The 19,747-nt window shown below is 69.1% G+C and carries 16 protein-coding genes; 10 read left to right on the top strand and 6 right to left on the bottom strand.

The genetic code is table 11. The features are described from left to right. Positions 1 to 7 precede the first annotated feature (7 nt). Together AC069H_RS32845 and AC069H_RS32840 are read left to right on the top strand one after the other, a co-directional pair. On the top strand, positions 8 to 1,351 hold the full coding sequence (locus AC069H_RS32845; RefSeq protein WP_478234916.1) for an erythromycin esterase family protein: 1,344 nt from the start codon (positions 8 to 10) through the stop codon (positions 1,349 to 1,351). A 135-nt stretch (positions 1,352 to 1,486) separates the two neighbouring features. Further along, the gene (locus AC069H_RS32840) at positions 1,487 to 2,452 is read left to right on the top strand and encodes a sporulation protein (RefSeq protein WP_340685847.1); all 966 of its coding nucleotides are present in this window, start codon (positions 1,487 to 1,489) and stop codon (positions 2,450 to 2,452) included. A gap of 39 nt (positions 2,453 to 2,491) precedes the next feature. Here AC069H_RS32840 and AC069H_RS32835 read toward each other — a convergent pair whose 3' ends face one another. Next, on the bottom strand, positions 2,492 to 3,079 hold the full coding sequence (locus tag AC069H_RS32835) for a TetR/AcrR family transcriptional regulator (protein ID WP_478234915.1): 588 nt from the start codon (positions 3,077 to 3,079) through the stop codon (positions 2,492 to 2,494). Positions 3,080 to 3,169: 90 nt separating this feature from the next. Between AC069H_RS32835 and AC069H_RS32830 the strand changes: the two genes are divergently transcribed. After that, a complete protein-coding gene (locus AC069H_RS32830) occupies positions 3,170 to 3,706 on the top strand; it encodes a dihydrofolate reductase family protein (RefSeq protein WP_478234914.1) in 537 nt (178 codons plus the stop codon). A gap of 15 nt (positions 3,707 to 3,721) precedes the next feature. On the opposite strand, the gene AC069H_RS32825 is transcribed toward AC069H_RS32830, so the two are convergent. Next, positions 3,722 to 4,939, bottom strand: a complete 1,218-nt coding sequence (locus AC069H_RS32825) for an acyl-CoA dehydrogenase family protein (RefSeq protein WP_478234913.1) — start codon at positions 4,937 to 4,939, stop codon at positions 3,722 to 3,724. A gap of 189 nt (positions 4,940 to 5,128) precedes the next feature. On the opposite strand from AC069H_RS32825, the gene AC069H_RS32820 reads away from it, so the two are divergent. Beyond that, a complete protein-coding gene (locus tag AC069H_RS32820) occupies positions 5,129 to 5,623 on the top strand; it encodes a MarR family winged helix-turn-helix transcriptional regulator (protein WP_478234912.1) in 495 nt (164 codons plus the stop codon). A gap of 178 nt (positions 5,624 to 5,801) precedes the next feature. After that, the gene (locus AC069H_RS32815) at positions 5,802 to 6,974 is read left to right on the top strand and encodes an MFS transporter (protein WP_478234911.1); all 1,173 of its coding nucleotides are present in this window, start codon (positions 5,802 to 5,804) and stop codon (positions 6,972 to 6,974) included. Here the strand turns inward: AC069H_RS32815 and AC069H_RS32810 are convergent, their stop codons facing one another. From AC069H_RS32810 to AC069H_RS32795, 4 genes are read right to left on the bottom strand one after another with little or no spacing between them, the layout of a single operon-like run. Then, on the bottom strand, positions 6,975 to 8,159 hold the full coding sequence (locus AC069H_RS32810) for a GNAT family N-acetyltransferase (protein WP_478234910.1): 1,185 nt from the start codon (positions 8,157 to 8,159) through the stop codon (positions 6,975 to 6,977). 31 nt (positions 8,160 to 8,190) lie between these two features. Beyond that, on the bottom strand, positions 8,191 to 9,891 hold the full coding sequence (locus tag AC069H_RS32805; RefSeq protein WP_478234909.1) for an ABC transporter ATP-binding protein: 1,701 nt from the start codon (positions 9,889 to 9,891) through the stop codon (positions 8,191 to 8,193). Beyond that, on the bottom strand, positions 9,888 to 11,642 hold the full coding sequence (locus tag AC069H_RS32800; protein WP_478234908.1) for an ABC transporter ATP-binding protein: 1,755 nt from the start codon (positions 11,640 to 11,642) through the stop codon (positions 9,888 to 9,890). The genes AC069H_RS32805 and AC069H_RS32800 overlap by 4 nt, the downstream gene beginning before the upstream one ends. After that, positions 11,639 to 12,541: an alpha/beta hydrolase gene (locus tag AC069H_RS32795; RefSeq protein ID WP_478234907.1), complete on the bottom strand. Its 903-nt coding sequence runs from the start codon at positions 12,539 to 12,541 to the stop codon at positions 11,639 to 11,641. The genes AC069H_RS32800 and AC069H_RS32795 overlap by 4 nt, the downstream gene beginning before the upstream one ends. Positions 12,542 to 12,637: 96 nt before the next feature. On the opposite strand from AC069H_RS32795, the gene AC069H_RS32790 reads away from it, so the two are divergent. The 5 genes from AC069H_RS32790 to AC069H_RS32770 all read left to right on the top strand — a co-directional run. Beyond that, positions 12,638 to 13,672: a PucR family transcriptional regulator gene (locus tag AC069H_RS32790; RefSeq protein WP_478234906.1), complete on the top strand. Its 1,035-nt coding sequence runs from the start codon at positions 12,638 to 12,640 to the stop codon at positions 13,670 to 13,672. A gap of 171 nt (positions 13,673 to 13,843) precedes the next feature. After that, on the top strand, positions 13,844 to 14,560 hold the full coding sequence (locus AC069H_RS32785) for a S1 family peptidase (protein ID WP_478234905.1): 717 nt from the start codon (positions 13,844 to 13,846) through the stop codon (positions 14,558 to 14,560). A gap of 170 nt (positions 14,561 to 14,730) precedes the next feature. Then, a complete protein-coding gene (locus AC069H_RS32780; protein ID WP_478234904.1) occupies positions 14,731 to 16,542 on the top strand; it encodes a VMAP-C domain-containing protein in 1,812 nt (603 codons plus the stop codon). Positions 16,543 to 16,555: 13 nt separating this feature from the next. Next, on the top strand, positions 16,556 to 17,638 hold the full coding sequence (locus AC069H_RS32775; protein WP_478234903.1) for an AAA family ATPase: 1,083 nt from the start codon (positions 16,556 to 16,558) through the stop codon (positions 17,636 to 17,638). Between the two features lies 1 nt (position 17,639). After that, on the top strand, positions 17,640 to 19,747 hold a 2,108-nt coding region (locus AC069H_RS32770; RefSeq protein ID WP_478234902.1), incomplete at its 3' end, for an SAV_2336 N-terminal domain-related protein.

Raw genomic sequence — 19,747 nt, 5'->3', positions numbered from 1 at the left:
GACGGTAATGACACAGCGCCGGAAACGGTGGGGGAGACGCGGATTGGTGGCCGCGGCGGTGGTGGTGACGGGGGCGGTGCTCGCTCCCGCGGCGAGTCCGGCTCTCGCGGCGGAGACGACCTCCGCCTGGCGGGATCCGGTGCGGTCGCTGGACCGGGCGGCATATCCGTTGCGCTCGACCGAGCCCGGCCGGAGCACCGCCGATCTACGGGCGCTGGGCGGGATGATCGGCGGCGCGAAGGTGGTGGGCCTCGGCGAGGCGACGCACGGCTCCCACGAGTTCTTCACCATGAAGGAGCGGGTGTTCCGCTACCTCGTCGAGGAAAAGGGGTTCCGGGCCTTCGCGCTGGAGCTCAGCTGGTCAGCCGGCCTGGAGATCGACGAGTACGTCCAGAGCGGGCGCGGCGACGCCCGTGAGATCGCGAAGCGCACGCTGGCCGGCTCCCCGTGGGACCGCGAGGAGTTCGTCAGCCTGATCCGGTGGATGCGCGATCACAACCGCGCGCACCCCGACCGCACGGTGCACTTCGTCGGTGACGACCTCGGCGCGCCATCGGTGAACGACGGGTTCTTCGCGCGGATCACCGACTATATCGGCCGCCATCACCCGGAGGCGCTGCCCCGGCTCAACGAGCTGTACACCGGGCTGCGCCCGATCGACGACGCGTTCGCTTACTTGCGCAAACCCGTCGACGAGCGACAGCGGCTCGCCACGCAGGCGGAGCAGGCCTTCGAGCTGGTCAAGGGCCTGACCGGCGCGGACGCCCACGGCTGGGCCGAGCAGCACGCCCGGTTCGTCGCGCAGACCGCCCGCTTCCTCGCCGTCGACCTCGCGGATCCGGAGAGCCTGCCCGCGGCACAGATCCTGCGCGACCAGGCGATGGCGCAGAACGTCGCCTGGTGGCAGCGGCGGACCGGGCACAAGATCCTGCTCTCCGCGCACAACGCCCACGTCGCGTACATCCCCGACATGCCGGCGATCTACCCGAAGACCCAAGGCGCCTTCCTGAGCGAGACGTTGGGCCGCGGCTACCTGCCGATCGGGTTCAGCTTCGACGAGGGTTCCTTCTTGTCCAAGGACACCGCGGTGGGCGGGGAGTGGAAGCGGTTCTCCGTCCCGGCCGCGCCGTCCGGGACGAACGAGGACACCCTCGACCAGGTCCGGTTCGAGGACTTCTACCTGGACCTCCGCACCGCGCCGCCCGCCGCCCGCGCCTGGCTGGACACCGCCCGGCCCACCCGCACCATCGGCACGCAGTTCCCGGTCGACCCCGCGACCGTCTCGCTCGGGCGGTCCTACGACGTCGTCATCCACCTGCACGACGTCCGCCAGGCCGATCTGAGAAGGTAGTGACGTTGCGCCCGTTTAGGGGGTTTTAACCCGGTTTACCTGGCGTGCCGCGACGGATCTCGGTAGTAGTCGAAGTGTTCCGGTACCCCCTGTTCCAGTACCCCCTGTTCCAGTACCCAGCGGAGGAAATCCCTGATGTTCAAACGGATGCTCAGCGCCTTCGGGGTCGGCGGTCCGTCCGTCGACACCGTGCTCGACTCACCGCACGCCGTTCCCGGCGAGGTGATCACCGGCCAGGTCCGCATCCAGGGCGGTTCGAGCGACGCCCAGATCGAGGAGATCCTGCTTTCGCTGGTCACCCGGGTCGAGGTCGAGCGTGGCGACCACGAGCGCGCCGGAACCGCGGAGTTCCTGCGGGTCAGCGCGGGCCGCAAGGTGAAGGTGACGGCGGGACAGCTGACCACCGTTCCGTTCCAGATCGCGCTGCCTTGGGAGACGCCGATCAGCGCGGTCGGCGGACGTGAACTGCCGGGTATGGTCGTCGGTGTGCGGACCGAACTGGTCATCGCCGGAGCGCCGGACAAGGGCGACCTCGACCCGGTGCTGGTCGGGCCGCTGGAATCGCAGGATCGGGTGCTGGAGGCGTTCGGCGAGCTGGGCTTCTCGTTCCGCAGCGCCGACGTCGAAGCCGGCCGGCTGCACGGCGTCCGGCAGGAGCTCGGGTTCTTCCAGGAGATCGAGTTCTTCCCGCCGTCGCGCTACGCGGGCCGCGTCAGCCAGGTGGAGCTGACCTTCGTCGCCGGCCCGGACGACCTCGTGGTGGTGCTGGAGGCCGATCGGCGCGGTGGCATGTTCCGCTCCGGCGGCGACTCCTTCGGCCGCTTCCACGTTTCGCACGAGGAGGCCCTGCGCACCGACTGGGCGGCGGCCATCGACGGCTGGCTGGCCAAGGTCGCCGAGTCCGGCGGCGGGCACGCCATGTTCGGCGGGCACCAGGAGCACTACGGCCACGACTACGACCACCACGGGCACCACGGCAGGCGTGGACCGGGGATGGGCGGCGTGGTCGCCGGTGCCGCGGCAGGCGTGGTCGGCGGCATGATCCTCGGCGAGGTCATGGAGGACGCCTTCGACGGCGGCGACGAAGGCTTCGAGGAGTGATCCGGCTCCTGGGCACGCCGGCGCCGGTGTGCCCAGGGGTCACTTCGCGGTCAAGGGCGCCAAAGCGGCGTCGACCGCGTCGGTGAGCCGGCGCGGATCGGCCTCCGCCCTGGCCACCACGTGCAGGCCCTGCATGACGATGAGCAGGAGCCGTGCCTGCGCCCCGCAGTCGATGTCCGCGCGGACCTCGCCGGACCGCTGGGCGGCTTCGAGTCCTTGCGTGATACCGGTTTCCAGTGCGTCGAATCCACTGTGGACGATCTTTCCCGCGGCTTCGTCTGCGGGTAGCAGTTCGGCGGCGGTGTTGCCCAGCAGGCATCCGCGTCCCGGGGTTTCCCGCGCCGCTTCGAGGACGCTGAGCAGAAGCTCACGCAGATGCGCGAGGACCGGTCCTTCGGCGAGAGTGTCCGCCTGGTTCGCGGCGCCGCCCGCGTAGCGTTCCAGTGCTCGCAGGAAGAGGGCGTGCTTGTCGCCATACGCGGCGTACAGGCTTCCCGGCAGGATGCCGAGGTCCTCCTTCAGATCGCGCATCGACGTGGCCGCGTAACCCCGCCGCCAGAAGACGTCGAGCGCACCCCCGATCACCCGGTCTTCGTCGAAGGAGCGCGGCCGTCCCGTGCGTGGCATGGCGTCATCGTACGACTTCTTGACAGTGCGTTCAAGAAGTGTACCTTGACTTCTTGTTCATGCGTTCAAGAAGTCAACCGAGGAGTTCACATGGGTCGGCTCTTCCTGCACATCAACGTTTCGCTCGACGGGTACATCGCCGACGCCGCGGGCGACATCGACTGGCGGTTCGCCGACGACGAGTTCCAGGGGCATATCGACGAGCTGCTGGAGTCGATCGACGGCATGGCCTTCGGTCGCAAGGCCTATGAGGAACTCGCCGGCTATTGGCCGGCCGCCGGGGACGAGGTCTCGGCCACGCAGCGGCGCCGGATGCGCGAACTGCCGAAGTATGTCCTCTCGCGCACTCTCCGAGCCACGAACTGGCACAACTCCCACGTGATCGAAGACGCCTCGGCGCTCGCCGGTCTCGAAGGTGACATCGCGCTCTTCGCCGGGGGAGGGGCCGCGACGTCCGCCGCCGGGCTCGGGCTGTTCGACGAAGTGCGGCTCGTGATGAACCCGGTGCTCCTCGGCGGCGGGACGCGGCTGTTCGATGGCGAGTACGCCGAGACGGCGCTCACGCTCGTTGACGACCGACGGTTCGCTTCGGGCGCGCTGCTGCTCACCTACGCCGTCGCGCGCTAGCCGGCCGCCCGGGGGTCAGGTGTACCAGGTGGGTTCCGGGAGTTCGTTCAGCAGCGCGTACGCACCGACTTCGCGGCGCTTGTAGGCCACCGGATCGTGTAGCGAGTGCGTGCGCAGGTTCCGCCAGAAGCGGTCCAGGCCGTATTTCGTGGCGCTCGCCCGCGCGCCGGTCAGCTCGAAGATCTTCGTGCCGATTTCGAGGCCGGTTTCGATCGCGCGCTGTTTGGCGGCCGCGATGAGGACCGCGACCTCGCCGCGGGCCCCGGGTGTCAGGTCTTCGCGCGGTGCGTGCAGCACGGCGGAGATCGCGGTTCCGGCCTTGTCCGCCAGTGCCTCGGCCGCCCACAGCTTCGACTGGAGATCGCCATAGCCGTCGAGGATGTACCACTCCTCGCCGGCGGAGGTCTTGTTGTCGCCGCCGTACGGCCACGCGCGGGTGCGTTCGCGCGTGTACGCCAGTGCGGTTTCCAGTGCCCCTTGCGCGATGCCCAGGTAGAAGTTGGTGAACACCAGCTGGATCGCCGGGACGTTGAGCGTGTTGTAGGTCAAGGGGCGGAACTTCTTGTCGACGTAGCCCGCCGCGCTCGCCCACGGGACGCGCACGCCGGAGATGGTCACGCTGCCCGATTCGGTGAGCCGCTGGCCGATGTTGTCCCAGTCGTCGTGGAAGACGATACCGTCCTGTTCGGACGGAACGATGGCGAAGACATGGTCCTCGGTGCCTTCGAGGACACCTTCGAGGACACCTTCGAGCACGGTCAGGTCGGAGACCTTGCTGCCGGTGGAGAACGACTTGTGTCCGTTGTAGACGATCTCGTCGCCGTCTTCGGTGATCTTCAGATCGGAGTCACGGGGATTGACCGCGCCGCCGAAGACGAAGTTGTTCCGCGTGTACAGTTCTTCGACCGCGGCGATCTGCTCGTCGGTCGCCACCAGCCGGGCGGCCCACGCCCAGAGGTAGTGGTAGCCGAGCAGCTGGCCGATCGAGCCGTCGCCGCGCGCGACCTCGCGGATCACGCGGTAGGCGGTCTCCCAGCTCTGGCCGCCACCGCCGTGTTCGACCGGGCCGAGCAGGGTCACCAGGCCGGAATCCTTGAGCAGTCGTACTTCCGCGTAGGGCGTCTCGTTCTCACGGTCCCGCTCGGCGGCGTCCACCGCGAGTTCGGCGGCGACGTCTTTCGCGGCCGCCAGCCATTCACTGGCTGATCGGATCCGGTTCTCGGTCGTGGTCATGGGCGAATTCCGTTCTGTGCGAGGGCGAACGGGGTTTCCGGGCAGGACGGAGCGCCCGGAATTCCCGGGTTTTCACCGAATTGGGCGGACACTGATTCAGGCCGTACGGAGCATGCGTCCGAGTAGAGCAGTGGCACTACGGGGGTGTCAACGAACGTCCGCGCTCTGGGACCGGGGTAATCTCCGGTCGTGCCGGATCACGTTGATCACATTCTTCGCCAGTGGGCCGAAGCCCGTCCCGACCTGGACGTCTCCCCGATGGGGGTCATCGGGCGGCTGACCAGGCTGACCCGGGTCCTGGAAGGCGAACTGCGCAAGACGTTCGCCCGCCACGACCTCGACCGGTCGTCGTTCGACGTCCTGGCGACCCTGCGCCGGGCGGGCACGCTGACCCCCGCCGACCTGATGCGTTCGGCGATGATCACCTCCGGCGCTGTCACCCAGCGGCTCGACCGGCTCGAACAACGCGGACTGGTGGTCCGCGCGCCCGACGAGACGAACGGCCGCCGCGTGCTGGTCGACCTCACGGAGGAAGGGCGCGAGCTCATCGACCGTGCCCTGCCCGATCACGTGGACACCGAGCACCGGCTCCTGAGCGCGGTCAGCGCCGAGGAACGGGACGAGTTGGCCGCCTTGCTGCGAAACCTGTTGCGGTCACTGGGAGATGTCGCCCTCGACGACTGACGCGCGAACCTTCTCGGGTACTAGTTTGACTTAGCGCTAAGCATCGAATAGCTTAGCGCTAAGAGGTTCGCGGGTCGTCCCGCGCGCCGTCGATCCTTCTGGAGCGAAGCACCCCAGGGGCGGAATCGCCGTGCCCGCAGGGGTTTCTTCGTCATGCTCGTGAATCGAGAGAGAAGAAATGGTCACCCGAACCGAAAACGCGCACTCGACCCTGAAGGGCTGGGCAGGGGTCGCCGCCATCACCGCCAGCCTGTTCGTCTTCCTCACCACCGAACTGATGCCCGTCGGCCTGCTCACCCCGGTGAGTTCCAGCCTGGACATCTCGGTGGGCGCCGCCGGCCTGATGGTCACGCTCTACGGCGTCTCGGCCGGGCTCGGCGTGCCGTTCGTGGTCGCGTGGACGCGGCGGATCAACCGGCGCGTCCTGCTCTCCGCGTTGCTCGCGATCCTGACCGCGGGCAACCTGATCACCGCCCTCGCGCCCGGCTATCCGCTGGTATTGGCGACCCGGCTCGTCATGGGCTTCGCCAACGGCGCGTTCTGGGCCATCGGCGTGGGGATGGCGATGCGGATCGTCCCCGGCCGCCACGCGAACCGGGCGGCGGCGGTCGTGATGTCCGGTATCTCCGTCGCCACCGTGCTGGGGATGCCGCTGGGCACCGTCCTGGAGCGTCTCGTCGGCTGGCAGGCCACGTTCCTGATCTGGAGCGGGCTCAGCGTCCTGGTCTTCCTCGCCGTGCTCGTCCTGGTCCCGTCCCTGCCGTCGGCGAACGCGGTCCCGGTCCGTGAGGTCTTCGGCCTGCCGCGGGTGAACGCGCGCCTGCGATCGGTCCTGATCACGGTGGTCCTGTTCGTGCTCGGGCACTTCGGTGTCTACACCTTCATCCGGCCCTTCCTGGAAGGCACTTCGTCGGCGTCGCCCGCCTTCGTCACGGTGTGCCTGATCGTCTTCGGTGCCGGGGGAGCCGCGGGGAACTTCATCGCCGGGTATTTCGTGGCGAAGAACGTGCTCGTCAGCTTCGCGGTCGGAGCGGCCGGGCTCGTGGCGTCACTGTTGCTGCTGCTCGCGATCGGCCACGGGCAGGCGGGGGCGATGATCGCGCTCGTGCTCTGGGGACTGTCCTACGGCGTGGTGCAGCTGAGCCAGCTCACCATGACGCAGCGGTCCGCACCCGACACGTTCGAGGCCGCCATGTCGCTCAACACCTTGGCGTACAACACTTCCATCGCACTGGGCGCGTTGTTCGCGGGATTGCTCGCGGACCACGCCGGGATCACCAGCGTGGTGTGGTTCGGCGTGGTGCTGACCGCGGCGTCGCTGCTGTTCACGGTCGGCACCCGCCGGACCTGATCAGAACCAGTGCAGGCAGTGCGGCGAACGCTCGGTACGGAAGAGAGCGTCGGCGAGCGCGGCCGCACCCGGCTGATGGGCTCGGACGCGTCCGGCCCGCACGAGCAGGCTCGGGGCGGTGCCGCCGAGATAGATCGAGCCCAGGTCGCTCACGTCCAAGGAGAGGTCGGGTTCGCTGTCGGTCGGCACGCAGTCCGCCTCACCGCCCCGGACGGTGAGCAGGTACCGGCCGTGCTCGCCGAGCGCCGGGTCGTCGACGTCGAGGACGAGCTCGCCGTCGGTGGACCAGCCGCGTGCGGTGAGCGCGCGGGGCACGTCCAGCAGCCGCACCCAGAGCCAGTCCGTGTCACCGCCGACTTCGCCGGCGCGGAAGTCCTCGAGCTGCCACCGCAGCGGATGGTCGGGCGGGCAGTGCTCGAACACGACCTCGGTGATCAGGTCGTGTTCGAGCACGAACCGGGCCAGCGCCGTGGACACCTCGTCGTCGACGGCGACGGTCTCGTCGACGGTCAAGGTGCTCGGTTCGGTGAGCGAGTACGAGGCGTACCCGTCCGGAACGCCGTCGGCGTCGCGGTGGACGGCGATGTGGCGCGATGCCCGGGAGATCGGCGGCTGCCCGGCGCCCAAGGACCACCAGCGGTGCGGCCGCGACAGCGCGCCGGGCCGGGCACGGCGATACCGGTCGTAGACCTCCTCCAGGAGCTCGCCGCACTCGGCCCGGCGCAGCACCTCGATCGAGCCACCGGCCGTCCCGCCGGCGAAGGCGGCCCGATGGCGCTGCACCGTCAGACGCCGGGTGTAGGTCGCCGGGCCGTAGCCGAACCGCCGGTAGATCAGCGCCTCCGACGCCAGCAGGACGGAGAGGAACTCGCCCCGCTCCCGGAACTCGGCGAGCTGATGCCGCATCATCGCGCTGAGCACACCCCGCCGCCGGTGCGAGGGCAGGACACCGACGGCGGTCACCCCGGCGGCCGGGACGACGACCTCACCGGGCAGGGTGAGCTCGAAGGAATACGCGGCGGCCGTGCCGACGGGCCGCCCGTCCTCCGTCACCGCGAGCAGGCCGCGGTCCAGTTCGAGCGCGGACCAGGTCTCGCCCGCGGTGTCCGGGAAACGCGCGAACGCGGTGAACATCGTGTCGACGAAGACGTCGCGGTCCTCGGCGGTCGTGGAACGGATCTTCATCGCCACAGTGCATTGCCGTTCGCGCGTGGCGTCAAGCGATTTGCAGTTCGAGGAACCCGGCGTACCGGCCACCGAGCCGGGCCAGCTCGTCGTGGCTTCCCTCCTCCACGATCCGGCCGCCGTCCAGGAAGACCACGTGATCGGCACGTTCGACGGTCCGCAACCGATGCGCCACCATCACCACGGTCCGGCCCGCCATGAGGCGCTCGATCCCTTCGTGGACGGCCGTTTCGTTGACCGGATCCAGTGCCGACGTCACCTCGTCGAGCACCACGATCGGCGCGTCCTTCAGCAGGGCACGCGCGATCGAGACCCGCTGGCGTTCCCCGCCGGACAGCAGCGCCCCGCCTTCGCCGACGTTCGCGGACCAGCCGCCGGGCAGCCGTTCGATCACCTCGTCCAGCCGGGCCGCCGTCGCGGCGGCGCGCACCTCGGCGTCGCCGGCGTCCGGGCGGCCGAGCCGGATGTTCTCCTCGATCGTGCCGTCGAAGAGGTGGACGTCCTGGAAGACGATCGCGATCCGCGCCATCAGGTCCTCGGTGCTCATCGCGCGGACGTCCACCCCGCCGACGCGCACCGCTCCCGAATCCACGTCGTGGAACCGGGCGAGCAGCTGCAGCACCGTGCTCTTCCCGGCGCCCGAAGGCCCGGCGACGGCGAGCTTCTGTCCTTCGTGGACGGTCAGCGAGAGGCCGTCGAGCACCGTGCGGCCGCCGCGGGTGAAGACGACGGACTCGAATTCGAGGTCGTGCCGCTCCGGCCGGACGGGGTCCGGCGGCTCCGGCAGCGGTTCGGTCCGCAGCAGCGCGTCGAGCCTCGTCAGCACCGTACGCGCGCCGCGGAGCTTGCCGCCGATGTCGGTCAGCGAGAGCAGCGGATCCGCGCAGCGCGCGGCCAGGACGAGGATCGTCAGCACCTCGGGTGCCCCGATGCCCCCGCCGAGCGCGAGGAACGCGCCCAGCACCAGGAGGCCGGTGAACATCGCCTGCACCGTGAACGTCAGCCCCACGACACCGGGCAGCGCCGACAGCGTGGACCGGCGGTTCGCTCGCTGAAGGTCTCGCAGCGAGTCGTCGAGCAACCGGAATCGTTCCGCGGCTCGGCCACCCGCGCGCAGCACCGGCTGTGCCTGCAGATACTCGATGACCCGCCCGGTGGCCTCGTTCCCGCGTTCCGCGGTCTCCTCGTCGGCGGCGGCCATCGAACGACCCGTCCAGACCTGGATGGCCGCCACGACCGGAGCCGCGATCAGCGCGGCCAGCCCCAGCCGCCAGTCGAAGACGAGGATCACGAACACGATCGTCAGCGGGGTGACACACGCGGCGATGAACGGCGCCAGCAGATGCGCGATCACGCCCATCGCCCGCAGGACACCGGGTCCGGCCAGCGACGACACCTCACCGACCCGTTTCCCGCTGTACCAGCCCATCGGCAGCCGGGCGAGATGGTCGCCGAGCCGGTGGTACATCCCGCGCAGCAACGTCGTCCCGGCGCGGAATCCGGAAAGATCGGCGCGGTAACGCAGGATCGCGAACACCGAGAAGGCCGCGCCGAACGCGATCAGCCACGGGACGGCGTCGCCCGGAGTGCTCCCGAGCAGCGCCCGCAGCAGGGGGACCAGCAGCGCGTACGACAGGCCCTCGACGATCGCGGTCGCCGTCATCAGCGCCACGGTGCGCCGCACCGGCGGGGCGTGGTCGGGGCCGAGGACGCTCAGCAACATCCGGATCATCGAGGTTCCCCCAGTGGTTCGGCGGAGCGGTGGGAACGCCAGAAGGCGGCGAACCTCCCGTTCCGCGCCAGCAGCTCCGCGGGTTTCCCGCGTTCGGTGATGGTGCCGTTCTCCAGCAGTACGACGGTGTCGGCGTCGACGACCGTCTCCAGGCGATGGGCGATGACCAGGACCGTCCGGTCGGCGCGCCCCGCCGTCAGTGCCCGGCGCACGGCCAGTTCGGTCCGCGGATCGGCGAACGCGGTGGCCTCGTCGAGCACCAGGACGGGAGTGTCGGCGAGCAGCGCACGAGCCAGCGAGATCCGCTGCGCTTCGCCGCCCGACAACCCGGTTTCCTCGTGCAGCACCGTTTCGTAGCCGTGCGGTAGTTCGAGGACGCGGTCGTGGATCTGCGCGAGCCGGGCGGCGCGCACGATGTCGTCGAGCTCGGCGTGCGGCACGGCGAGCGCGATGTTGTCCGCGACCGACGCGCGCAGCAGGCGGACGTCCTGGAACACGAAGGAGACCTTGCGGTACAGCTCCCGGCTGCCGATCTCGCGCAGATCGACGCCGCCCAGCAGCACGGAACCGTCCGCCGGGTCGAAGAACCGCGGCAGCAGAGTGACCAAAGTGGACTTCCCGCCGCCCGACGGCCCGACGAGCGCGGTGACCGTCCCCGGTTCGAGCACCAGATCGATCCCGCGCAGGACCTCGCGCTCCGCCTCGTAGCCGAAGCGGACGCCGCGCAGTTCCACCCGATGGCCTCGCGGCGCGACCGGCTTCGACGGCTCCGGCAGCGACGGCACCGCGAGCACTTCGCGGATCCGGCCGGTGGCGCGACGGGCGGCCTGGAGTTCGTCGAAGCCGTGGCCGAGCGCGGCCACAGGCGCGGTCAAGCCCAGGCCGAGCACCAGGAACGGCAGGAGATCGACCGGGGCGAGGCCGCCACCGGTGATCAGGAGCGTGCCGCCGATCAGGACCACCAGCAGGACGAACGGCGGCGACAGCGCCAGTTGCATCCCCGCCGCCGGCCCGGCCATACCGTGCACCCACCGGGTGAAGGTGGCGACGAAGGCGTCCGCGGCGGTGCGGAACCTGCGATGGGCACGGCCCGCGCCGCCGAACGCCTTGACCACGGCGATGCCCTGGACGAACTCGACGACCGAATCCGAGATCCCCGCCATTCCCCGGTCGAACTCCTCCTGCTCGCGCAGGCGGGAGGGCGTCATCATCAGCGGGACCAGCGCCACCGCCAGCACCACCGGGATCAGCGTGATCAAGGTGAGCCGCCAGTCGATGGTGAGCAGGTAGACCAGCGACACCAGCGGGACGACGAAGGCCGACACGAGTTCGCCGGGGGTGTGGGCGATGAACGGGTGCACGGCGCCGACGTCCTCGCCGACGACCTTGGCCAGTTCACCGGTGCGGCGGTTCGAGAACCAGCCGATCGGCACCCGTCCCAGACGTTCGGCCAGCAGACGGCGGAACGTGAGCTGGACCCGGCCGTCGAGCAGATGCCCGATCCCGGACGACGCGGCCGTGAGCACCAGCCGGACGAACAGCCCGGCCGCGCCGACGGCCACCGCCGTCCACACCCGGCTCTCGTCGGCCGGGCCGGGCACCAGCAGCGCCCTGCCCAGTTCGACGACCGCCAGCAGCGGCGCCAACCCCGAGATGGCACCGATGATCCGCAGGACGACGACAGCGGCGAAACTCCCGGCGAACGGACGCAGCAGCCCGGCCGTCGTGGGGGTCGCGGTGGGTGCCGTCATGACCCGGCCAGCGCGCGGCGCAGGACGCCGCCGAGTTCGTCGATCTGACGGCGGGACACCTCGGCGGACAGGATGGCCTGCGACCCGTGGAAGGTGCCCGCCCACTGGTGCAGCTCGACCGAAACCCCCGCCTGCAGCAGACGGAGCGCGTACTCGATGTTCTCGTCGCGATTGGGGCAAAACTCGGCGGAGGCCACGTACGCGGGCGGCAGCCCGGAGAGATCGGTGGCCCGCGAAGGGGCGGCATACGGCGAAGGCGCGGGCTTTCCGTCCAGGTAGTGCCCCCACGCTGCGGTGATCTTGGCGCGGTTCATCCACGGCGTGTCGGTGAAGTTCCGCGCCGACCAGGACTCCTGCCGGTCGTCGAGCCCCGGCTGATTGAGCAGCTGGAAGCAGATCCGGGGGCCGCCTTCGTCGCGGGCCCGCAATGCCGTCGCCGCCGCGAGGCCGCCGCCCGCGCTGTGCCCGCCGACCGCGATCCGGTCGGGGTCGACGCCGAGTTCGGCCGCGTGCTCGGCCGTCCAGTTCAGCACCGCGTAGACGTCGTCGAACGCGGCCGGGAACGGATGTTCCGGTGCCAGCCGGTACTCGACCGAGATCACTGTCGCGTCGGAGGCTTCGGCGAGCCGCGCCGCCCAAGGATGTTCGGTCTCCAGGTTGCCCATGACCCAGCCGCCGCCGTGCAGCCAGATGATGGCGCCCTGTGCCTCACGCGGCCGGTAGATCCGGATCGGGACGCCGGGTTCACCGGGCACCGTCCGGTCTTCGACCTCCAGGTCCGACGTGTCGGGCTGCGGCACGGACGTGGCGAGTTTCGCGAAGCTCACGCGGTCCGCGACCGGGTCGTCGAGTTTCGCCTGCGGGAACAGGGCGATGAAGGCTTCGAGTTCGGGATCCATGACCACGATCCTTCCGGCTCCGGGGCCGGAGGGCGGCCGCCATCCGTCGCGTGTGATCGCCCCTTCGCGCGACGATCGCCGCGTACGCTCGCGGACATGGAGGCACTGGCCGCGCGGTTGTCGCATCTGGATCCCGACGTCGAAGGCGCGATCCGGGTCGTGATGTTCTACGACACCCTGATGCGGCGGCGGGTCGACCTCCCCGCGCTCGCTCGCGCCACCGCGGGCTTGGCGGAATGCGTGGCGGGCATCCGGCTCCACAGCACGGGACGCACCATCCGCATGGCACCCGACGGCCGCGAAGCCGCGCCGACCGCCGCGCCCGCGTCCATCACGGAGGCGGTCACCCTCGACGACGAGGAGATCGGCACGGTGTGGCTGGAACGCGAGGGAACGCCCGTCGCCCTCGACGAAGCGGTGCTGGACCGGCTCGCGATCGCCGTGGCGACGGTCGTCGAAAGGTACGGACCGGCCCGTACCACGATGGCCGATCCGGCGCTGGTGGAGCTCGTGATCAGTGCCGCCGGCGACGACGCCGCGAGGAGCCGGGCCCTGCGGCTGCTGGGTTTCCCCGCCGACGCGTCGATCAGGGTGGTCGCCGTCCGGTCGGGGCTCCCGCTCGAGAAGATCGGGAACCTGATCTGCCCCGGCCGCCCGGTCAAGGCCGCGTCGCTCACCGACGTCGGCATCATCCTCGCCACCGCGGTGGACCCGGACCGCTTTCCGGAGGACGTCCGGGCGGGGATCGGGGAGACCGGCTGCCCGCATCGTTCCTGGCAGGACGCCAAGACGGCCTTGCGTTTCACGACCGCGCGCCGTCCGGTGATCCACTACGACGACCTCGGAGCGCTGGCCCTGCTCGCGCGGATCCCGGAGGAGGACACGCGGGCCAACGCCGACGTCGTCGCGATCACGAAGCTGGCGGCGGATCCCGAGGATCTGCGGACGCTGGACGCCTACTGCGCCACGGGTTCGGTACGCCAGGCCGCCGATTCCCTGCACCTGCACCACAGCAGCGTCGCGCGACGGCTGACCCAGATCGGCAAGAGCCTGGCCGTCGACCTGACCGACCCGTTCGGGCTGACCAGGGCGAGGCTCGCCCTCACCGCGTGGCGGCTGCTCGGCGAGTGACTACCTAATGATCTTCGGCGCATACTCAAAAACCTTCGCCGCGCGTCATGGAAATAAATAGGTAGCCGACGCGAACTTTCGTCGGTTTCCGGGTTCCCTTGGCACGACACAGAATCAGCGCGTTCGTCCCCACTGAAGCGGCCGGAACCCGCCGCAGAAATGAGTCGGAACATGCGACTGCGCTCTCTTGTCCTGCTGGCCGGTACCGCCTTCATGGCGTTGCTCGGCTCGACCGCCCCCACCGCGACCGCCGCCGAGCCCTCGGGCGTGCAGCCGATGATCATCGGTGGTCAGTACGCGCAGAACGCTCCCTGGGCGGCCCGGCTGTTCGTGAACGGCCAGCAGAACTGCAGCGCGACGATCATCGCGCCGCAGTACATCCTCACCGCGAAGCACTGTGTCGCCAGCAGTGGCAGCTACACGTTCCGGATCGGCAGCCTCGACCAGCAGAGCGGCGGCACGATGGCCACGGCGGCGAGCATCACCCGCCACTCGGGCGCGGACCTCGCCATCGTCCGGCTGACGAGTTCGGTCAACGCCACCTACGCGCCGCTCGGCACCACGAGCAACGTCGCGGTCGGCCAGAACGTCCAGGTCTACGGCTGGGGCGCGACCAGCCAGTGCGGTTCGGAGATCAACTGCCAGTCCCGCTACCTGAAGGTCGCCACCGTCCGGGTCAACTCGGTCAACTGCGGTGACTACCACGGCGGGGTCGCGGTCTGCGCGAACCGCGTCGACGGCATCACCGCCGGCGGTGACTCGGGCGGCCCGATGTTCTCCGGCAGCCGCCAGGTCGGCGTCGCCTCGACCAGCGACCGGTCGAACAACACCGCCTACACCAACATCACCCGTTACCGCAGCTGGATCCAGCAGGTCGCCGGCGTCTGACCGCCTCGTGAGTGGTAAGGACGGTTAGAACCGTCCTTACCACTCACGAGCCCTAGCACGCTCCCGCCGCCCCCTATTTGTCAATTGACACTCACCCTCAGGGCCGATCGACGCGATAATGTGGCGGTCGGCGCCGGTGGGGCGGCGCCGTGGACCTTGGGAGGGGGCCAGTGGCGCGACCGACGCGGGCTCTCGACCGCACGATCGTCGTGGTGGACGTCGTGGGGTTCACCGCGCCGGACCGCAACCGGCTCGACAGACTCGCCGTCCACCAAGGCATGTACGAGGTGCTGAAGACGGCCTTCGCCGAAAGCGGTATCGATTTCGATTCCTGCGCGCACGAGGACCGCGGCGACGGTGTGCTGGTCCTTCTGCCGCCCGGAACGACCAAAAGCCTGGTCGCCGACCTGTTCCCGGATCGCATCGCGGTCGCCCTCCGCCGGTACAACCACACGCGGACGCCGCAGGCGCAGATGCGGCTCCGGGTGAGCTTCAACTCCGGCGAGGTGATCGACGACGGCAACGGGTGGGTCGGGGAAGCGGTCGACATCGCTTTCCGCATTCTGGACGCGCAACAGGCGAAGGACGCGTTCGCGGAATCCGGCCGGATGATCGCGTTCATCTGTTCGCAGCGATTTTTCGCCGACGTCATCGAAAAGGACCCGGGCCTGTTGCCCGAGTCGTACAGTCCGATACCCGTTGCGGTGAAGACCTTCACCGGAACGGCTTATTTACGACTGCACGGAGAAGGTACCGCGACGGTCGCCAAATTCCCCGAACCGGCGGTAGTGGCCGCCGAAGACCTGTTTCTGGCCGACCTGGACAGCGCCGTTCTGGAGCTGATCCCCCGCAAGGATCTGGCCGGCCTGCACCGAAGGCTGACCCGGCTGGAAGTCCCCCATTTGGCGGTCATGGTGAGCCGCGCGCTCGGCCCCGCGGTCCCCTTGCCCCGGCTGGAGGGCATCACCGACGCGTGGGGTGCTTTCCAGTTGCTCGCCGACTTCAACGCGGGGCCGGACGGTATCCCACCGGCCATGACTTTTCTGGGCCTGCTCGCGGAAAACGTGGACGGCGAGCCCGCGGCCATGATCGCGAACTGGATCGCCGACCAGGCCAGGTCGTTGCGGCTCGGCCCCGCCCTTCTGCATCAGCGGCAGAGCAGGCCACCGATTCCGGAGCGGCCCCATCTGCATCTGTTGATCATGCTCGAACCGGTTTCCGGGGATCCCACGCGGTGCACCCTCGCGTTCTGGCGGCAGGACGATCCGGAGGTCTGGCCGCCGTCACTCGGTGGAGTGCGGGAAATCGGGATAGAAGAGGTCGAGTTCAGGGTCGATGACGTCATCTTGGAGACTGAAGGCGTCTGGTCCGGCCAGAGCGTGTCCGCGTCGGTGGAATTCCTGCTGCCGAGGACGTTGATCAATTTGCCCGTGCAGCGCTGGGCGAAGGAACATGAGACCGGCCATCCCCAGCCGTTGCGCTACGGGTACCGGCTCGGAATACGGTCTTTGGAGAGGATGCGGGCGAGGCATTGGCATCGCGCATGGCATGTTCGCTGGGATTCGATGGTGAAGGACCCCGCCGCCGATCGGCTGCACTATTCCGGGTGCGCGGAGTTCGAGGATCATCCGATCGACGCCATCCTGAGCGACGATCACTGGGTCGGCCTGGTATTGACGAAACCCCCTTCGCCCCAAGCGGAACCGGGCGGCGTGCCGGACGAACTGACGAGCGCGCTCCGCAGCGGTCTTCCGGTGGTGCTCTGGCATCCGGACGCCGAGCCGGAGAACCTGCGCGAGTTGCTCGACTGGGTATTGGCCGCGGACAGCGGTTTTATCGAACTCCCGGATCGCCGCAAACTGGCGAATTCGGGTGCGGCGGTACCGTTCAAGAATTCTCTGGCTCACGATCTGGTGGTAATGTGGGACGACCCGAAACGGGTGATCGTTCTGGACCAACCGTTGATCCCGACTCGACTGTAAGGGGATGCCGCGGATGAGCGGGAACGATCAGGACGCGGCCGTGAACGGCCGGACGCCTCAGCACGACGCACCCGATTGGTGGATCTACCGGGGAACCGGAAGGCCCATTCACGACATCGACCTCGCGCAGTTGCTGCCCGCGCCGCCGCCGTGGCGTTCGTATCGCGGCGACCCGCCACCGGAGAACGACGTGCCGCCGCCGGACGACGGCGAGGCGGAGCGCCGTCTCGGCACCGCGTTCACGCTTTCGGAGCTGACCGTCGACGACGGCGAGCTGAACATGGTCAACGCCGCCCTGTATCTGCGCCGTCCGTTGCTGGTCACCGGAAACCCGGGGACGGGGAAATCCAGCCTCGCGTACCGGATCGCCAGGGAACTCGGTCTCGGCAGGGTGCTGCGCTGGGCGATCACCAGCCACACCGCGCTGAGTTCCGGCCTCTACGGCTACGACGCGATCGGCCGGGTCCAGGCCGCGGCGACCAGTCAGGCGCAGCGCGGCGGCGAGGCGGAAGAACCACCGATCGGCGATTTCGTCCGGCTCGGCCCGCTGGGCACCGCCTTCCTCCCGAGCAGGCTGCCGCGGGTACTGCTGATCGACGAGCTGGACAAATCCGAGGCGGATCTGCCCAACGACCTGCTGTCGGTCTTCGAGGACGGCGAATTCTCCATCGAGGAACTGGCGCGCATGCGCAACCGGCATCCCGAGGTCACCGTGCACACCGCCGATCCGCAGCGCACCGCGGTGGTCCGCGACGGCAGGATCGCCTGCCACGCCTTCCCGATCATCGTCATGACCAGCAACGGCGAACGGGAGTTCCCGCCCGCCTTCCTGCGCCGCTGCCTCCAATTGCGGATCGAGAACCCGGACGAGGAGCAGCTCGCGGCGATCGTGGCGGGCCATCTGGTCGGCGAGAACGGCGAACACCGGGACAGGCTCATCCGGGAATTCGCCGAACGGAGCAAGGCGGAAGGCGGTCTCCCCACCGACAGGCTGCTCGACGCCGTCTATCTCGCGACGTCGGGCGCGTACCAGCCGGATCAGGAGGCATGGCCGCGGCTGGTGGACGCCCTCTGGCAACGACTGACGGTGCGGTGACATGGAGGGGCCGGGCGGTGTGTCCGACTCGCGTTCCGCCCCGGTGGCGGAGCGGCGGAAGACCGGTTCCCCCCAGGGGGTCGAGCGGTTCGGGTTCGAGGACCTGAGCTGGACCGACGTCGCCGACATCGTGTGGCTGGCCGCGGCCATTTCGCCGCGGCGCGCCGCAGACCGAGCCGAGCCCGACGAGGAGCCGGAGCGGACTTCCGAGAAAACGCGGATCCGCAATGCTCCCGCCGAACGCGGGGAAAACCCGGAACCTCCCGAGTCGCGGCCGTCGCGGATCGTCGACACCGAGGCGCCCGCCGGGGACGACGGTGAGATCGTCGGGATCGAGGCCGTGCCCGGTGAGCTGCCCGAACCCGCGGTGGACGGCACCGGGCCGGGGGGAGTGGTACTCCTCGAATCGCTGGAGTACTTCCGCGCACTGAGATCACTGAAACGGGAGACGGTGTCGCGGCGACACAACAACGTGGTCCTGGACGAAGTGGCGACCGCCGTCCGGGTCGCGGAGACCGGCCGGTGGTGGCCGGTCACCCGATCGAGAAAAGAGCGCTGGCTGGACCTGACGCTCGTCCTCGACAATGGTCCCTCGATGGCCTTGTGGCGGCCGAGGGTGTCGGCCTTCGTCGAATTACTCCGGCAGGTGGGTGCTTTCCGCACCATTCAGGTTCGGCTGCTGGAAACGGCGAAGGACAGCGAAGAGGGTCTCGTTCTTCGTGGTGGTACGCCCGGCGCGCCCGCCCGTGACCCGGACGAGATCGTGGATTCTTCGGGACGGCGGGCCGTATTGCTGCTGACCGACGGTGTCGGCGATGCCTGGCAGAACAAGGACGCGCTGTACCCGATGCTCGCGCGCTGGGGCAGGCGGATGCCGGTGAGCATCGTCCACCTGCTCCCGCCATGGCTGTGGGGCCGGTGCGGAATGGAGCCGCACAAGGCGTGGTTACGTGTCCCGAACGCGTTGGCACCCAACAGCCGATGGGGTTGCGACCTCGCGGACGCCTGGCTCGAACCGGGCTCGGAAGTGCCCGGCCACCTCGTCCCCGTGCCGATGCTCGAACTGCGGCCACGGTCGCTGGGCTGGTGGGCCGGGCTGATGACCGGCGAGAACACCGGTGCCGTCGAAGGAACGGTCGTCCTCACCACGGAACGGAGTTCCCGGTCCGATTTCGCGGACCCGCCGGTAACTTTGTCACCCGCCGAAAGAGTGCACAGATTCCGCAGTGTTGCGTCGCCGCCGGCGCTACGCTTGGCGCAGTTGCTCGCGGCGGTACCGGTCCGTCTCGACGTGGCGAAGCTGGTGGGACAACGGTTCGTACCGGAAGCGGGAGTGGAGCACCTCCTCGAGCTTTTGCTTTCGGGGATGATGTACGCTCCCGCACTCAGGGAAGGCAAGTCCACTTGGGACACCGACGGGGTCTTCGCTTTTCCCGAGGCAGTCCGGGAATTGCTGCTCAGCGGCGCGCGACGGTCGGAAACGGCCAGTGTCGTCCGAGTGGCCGCCACCCATTTCGGTGACCGGATCAGGTTGCTCGGTCACCTCCGGGACGCCATCGCCGACCCGAACAACACACCGGATCCAGACCTCACCCGCGAGTCCCCGGCCGATGTGGAATTGGAAAGCGCGCTCATGCGCGCGCTTTCCGGACCGTATCTGTCCCGGGCCGACCGGCTACGGAACGCGGTACGAGGCCGGGGTCTCGTCGCATTCGAATCTGAATCAATAAAGAAGGCTGTGAGCCCAAAAATGCCTGAGACGGCCGAACGTCCACCTGCTTCGACACCTGTGCCACAGGGACGGTCGACTTATCTCAGCGAGCCCGACGCGAACGAACCGACGACCAGGATCGTCCACCCGTCGGCGGCGGACAGTTCCCGGCACTTCCCCGACCGCCAGCCCGACGACCCGCCGCTGATCTTCGGGAACGTCCCCCCGCGGAACCCCAACTTCACCGGTCGCGACGAACTGCTCGACCAGCTCACCAAGCGATTGAGCAGTGGTACCACCGCCGTGCTTCCTTCGGCGTTGCATGGTCTTGGTGGTATCGGTAAGACTCAGATGGCGACTGAGTATATTTATCGGCATCTTCAGGATTATGATTTGGT

Source organism: Amycolatopsis sp. NPDC043887, assembly GCF_056435665.1.
This window is presented reverse-complemented; position numbering and strand designations above follow the sequence as displayed.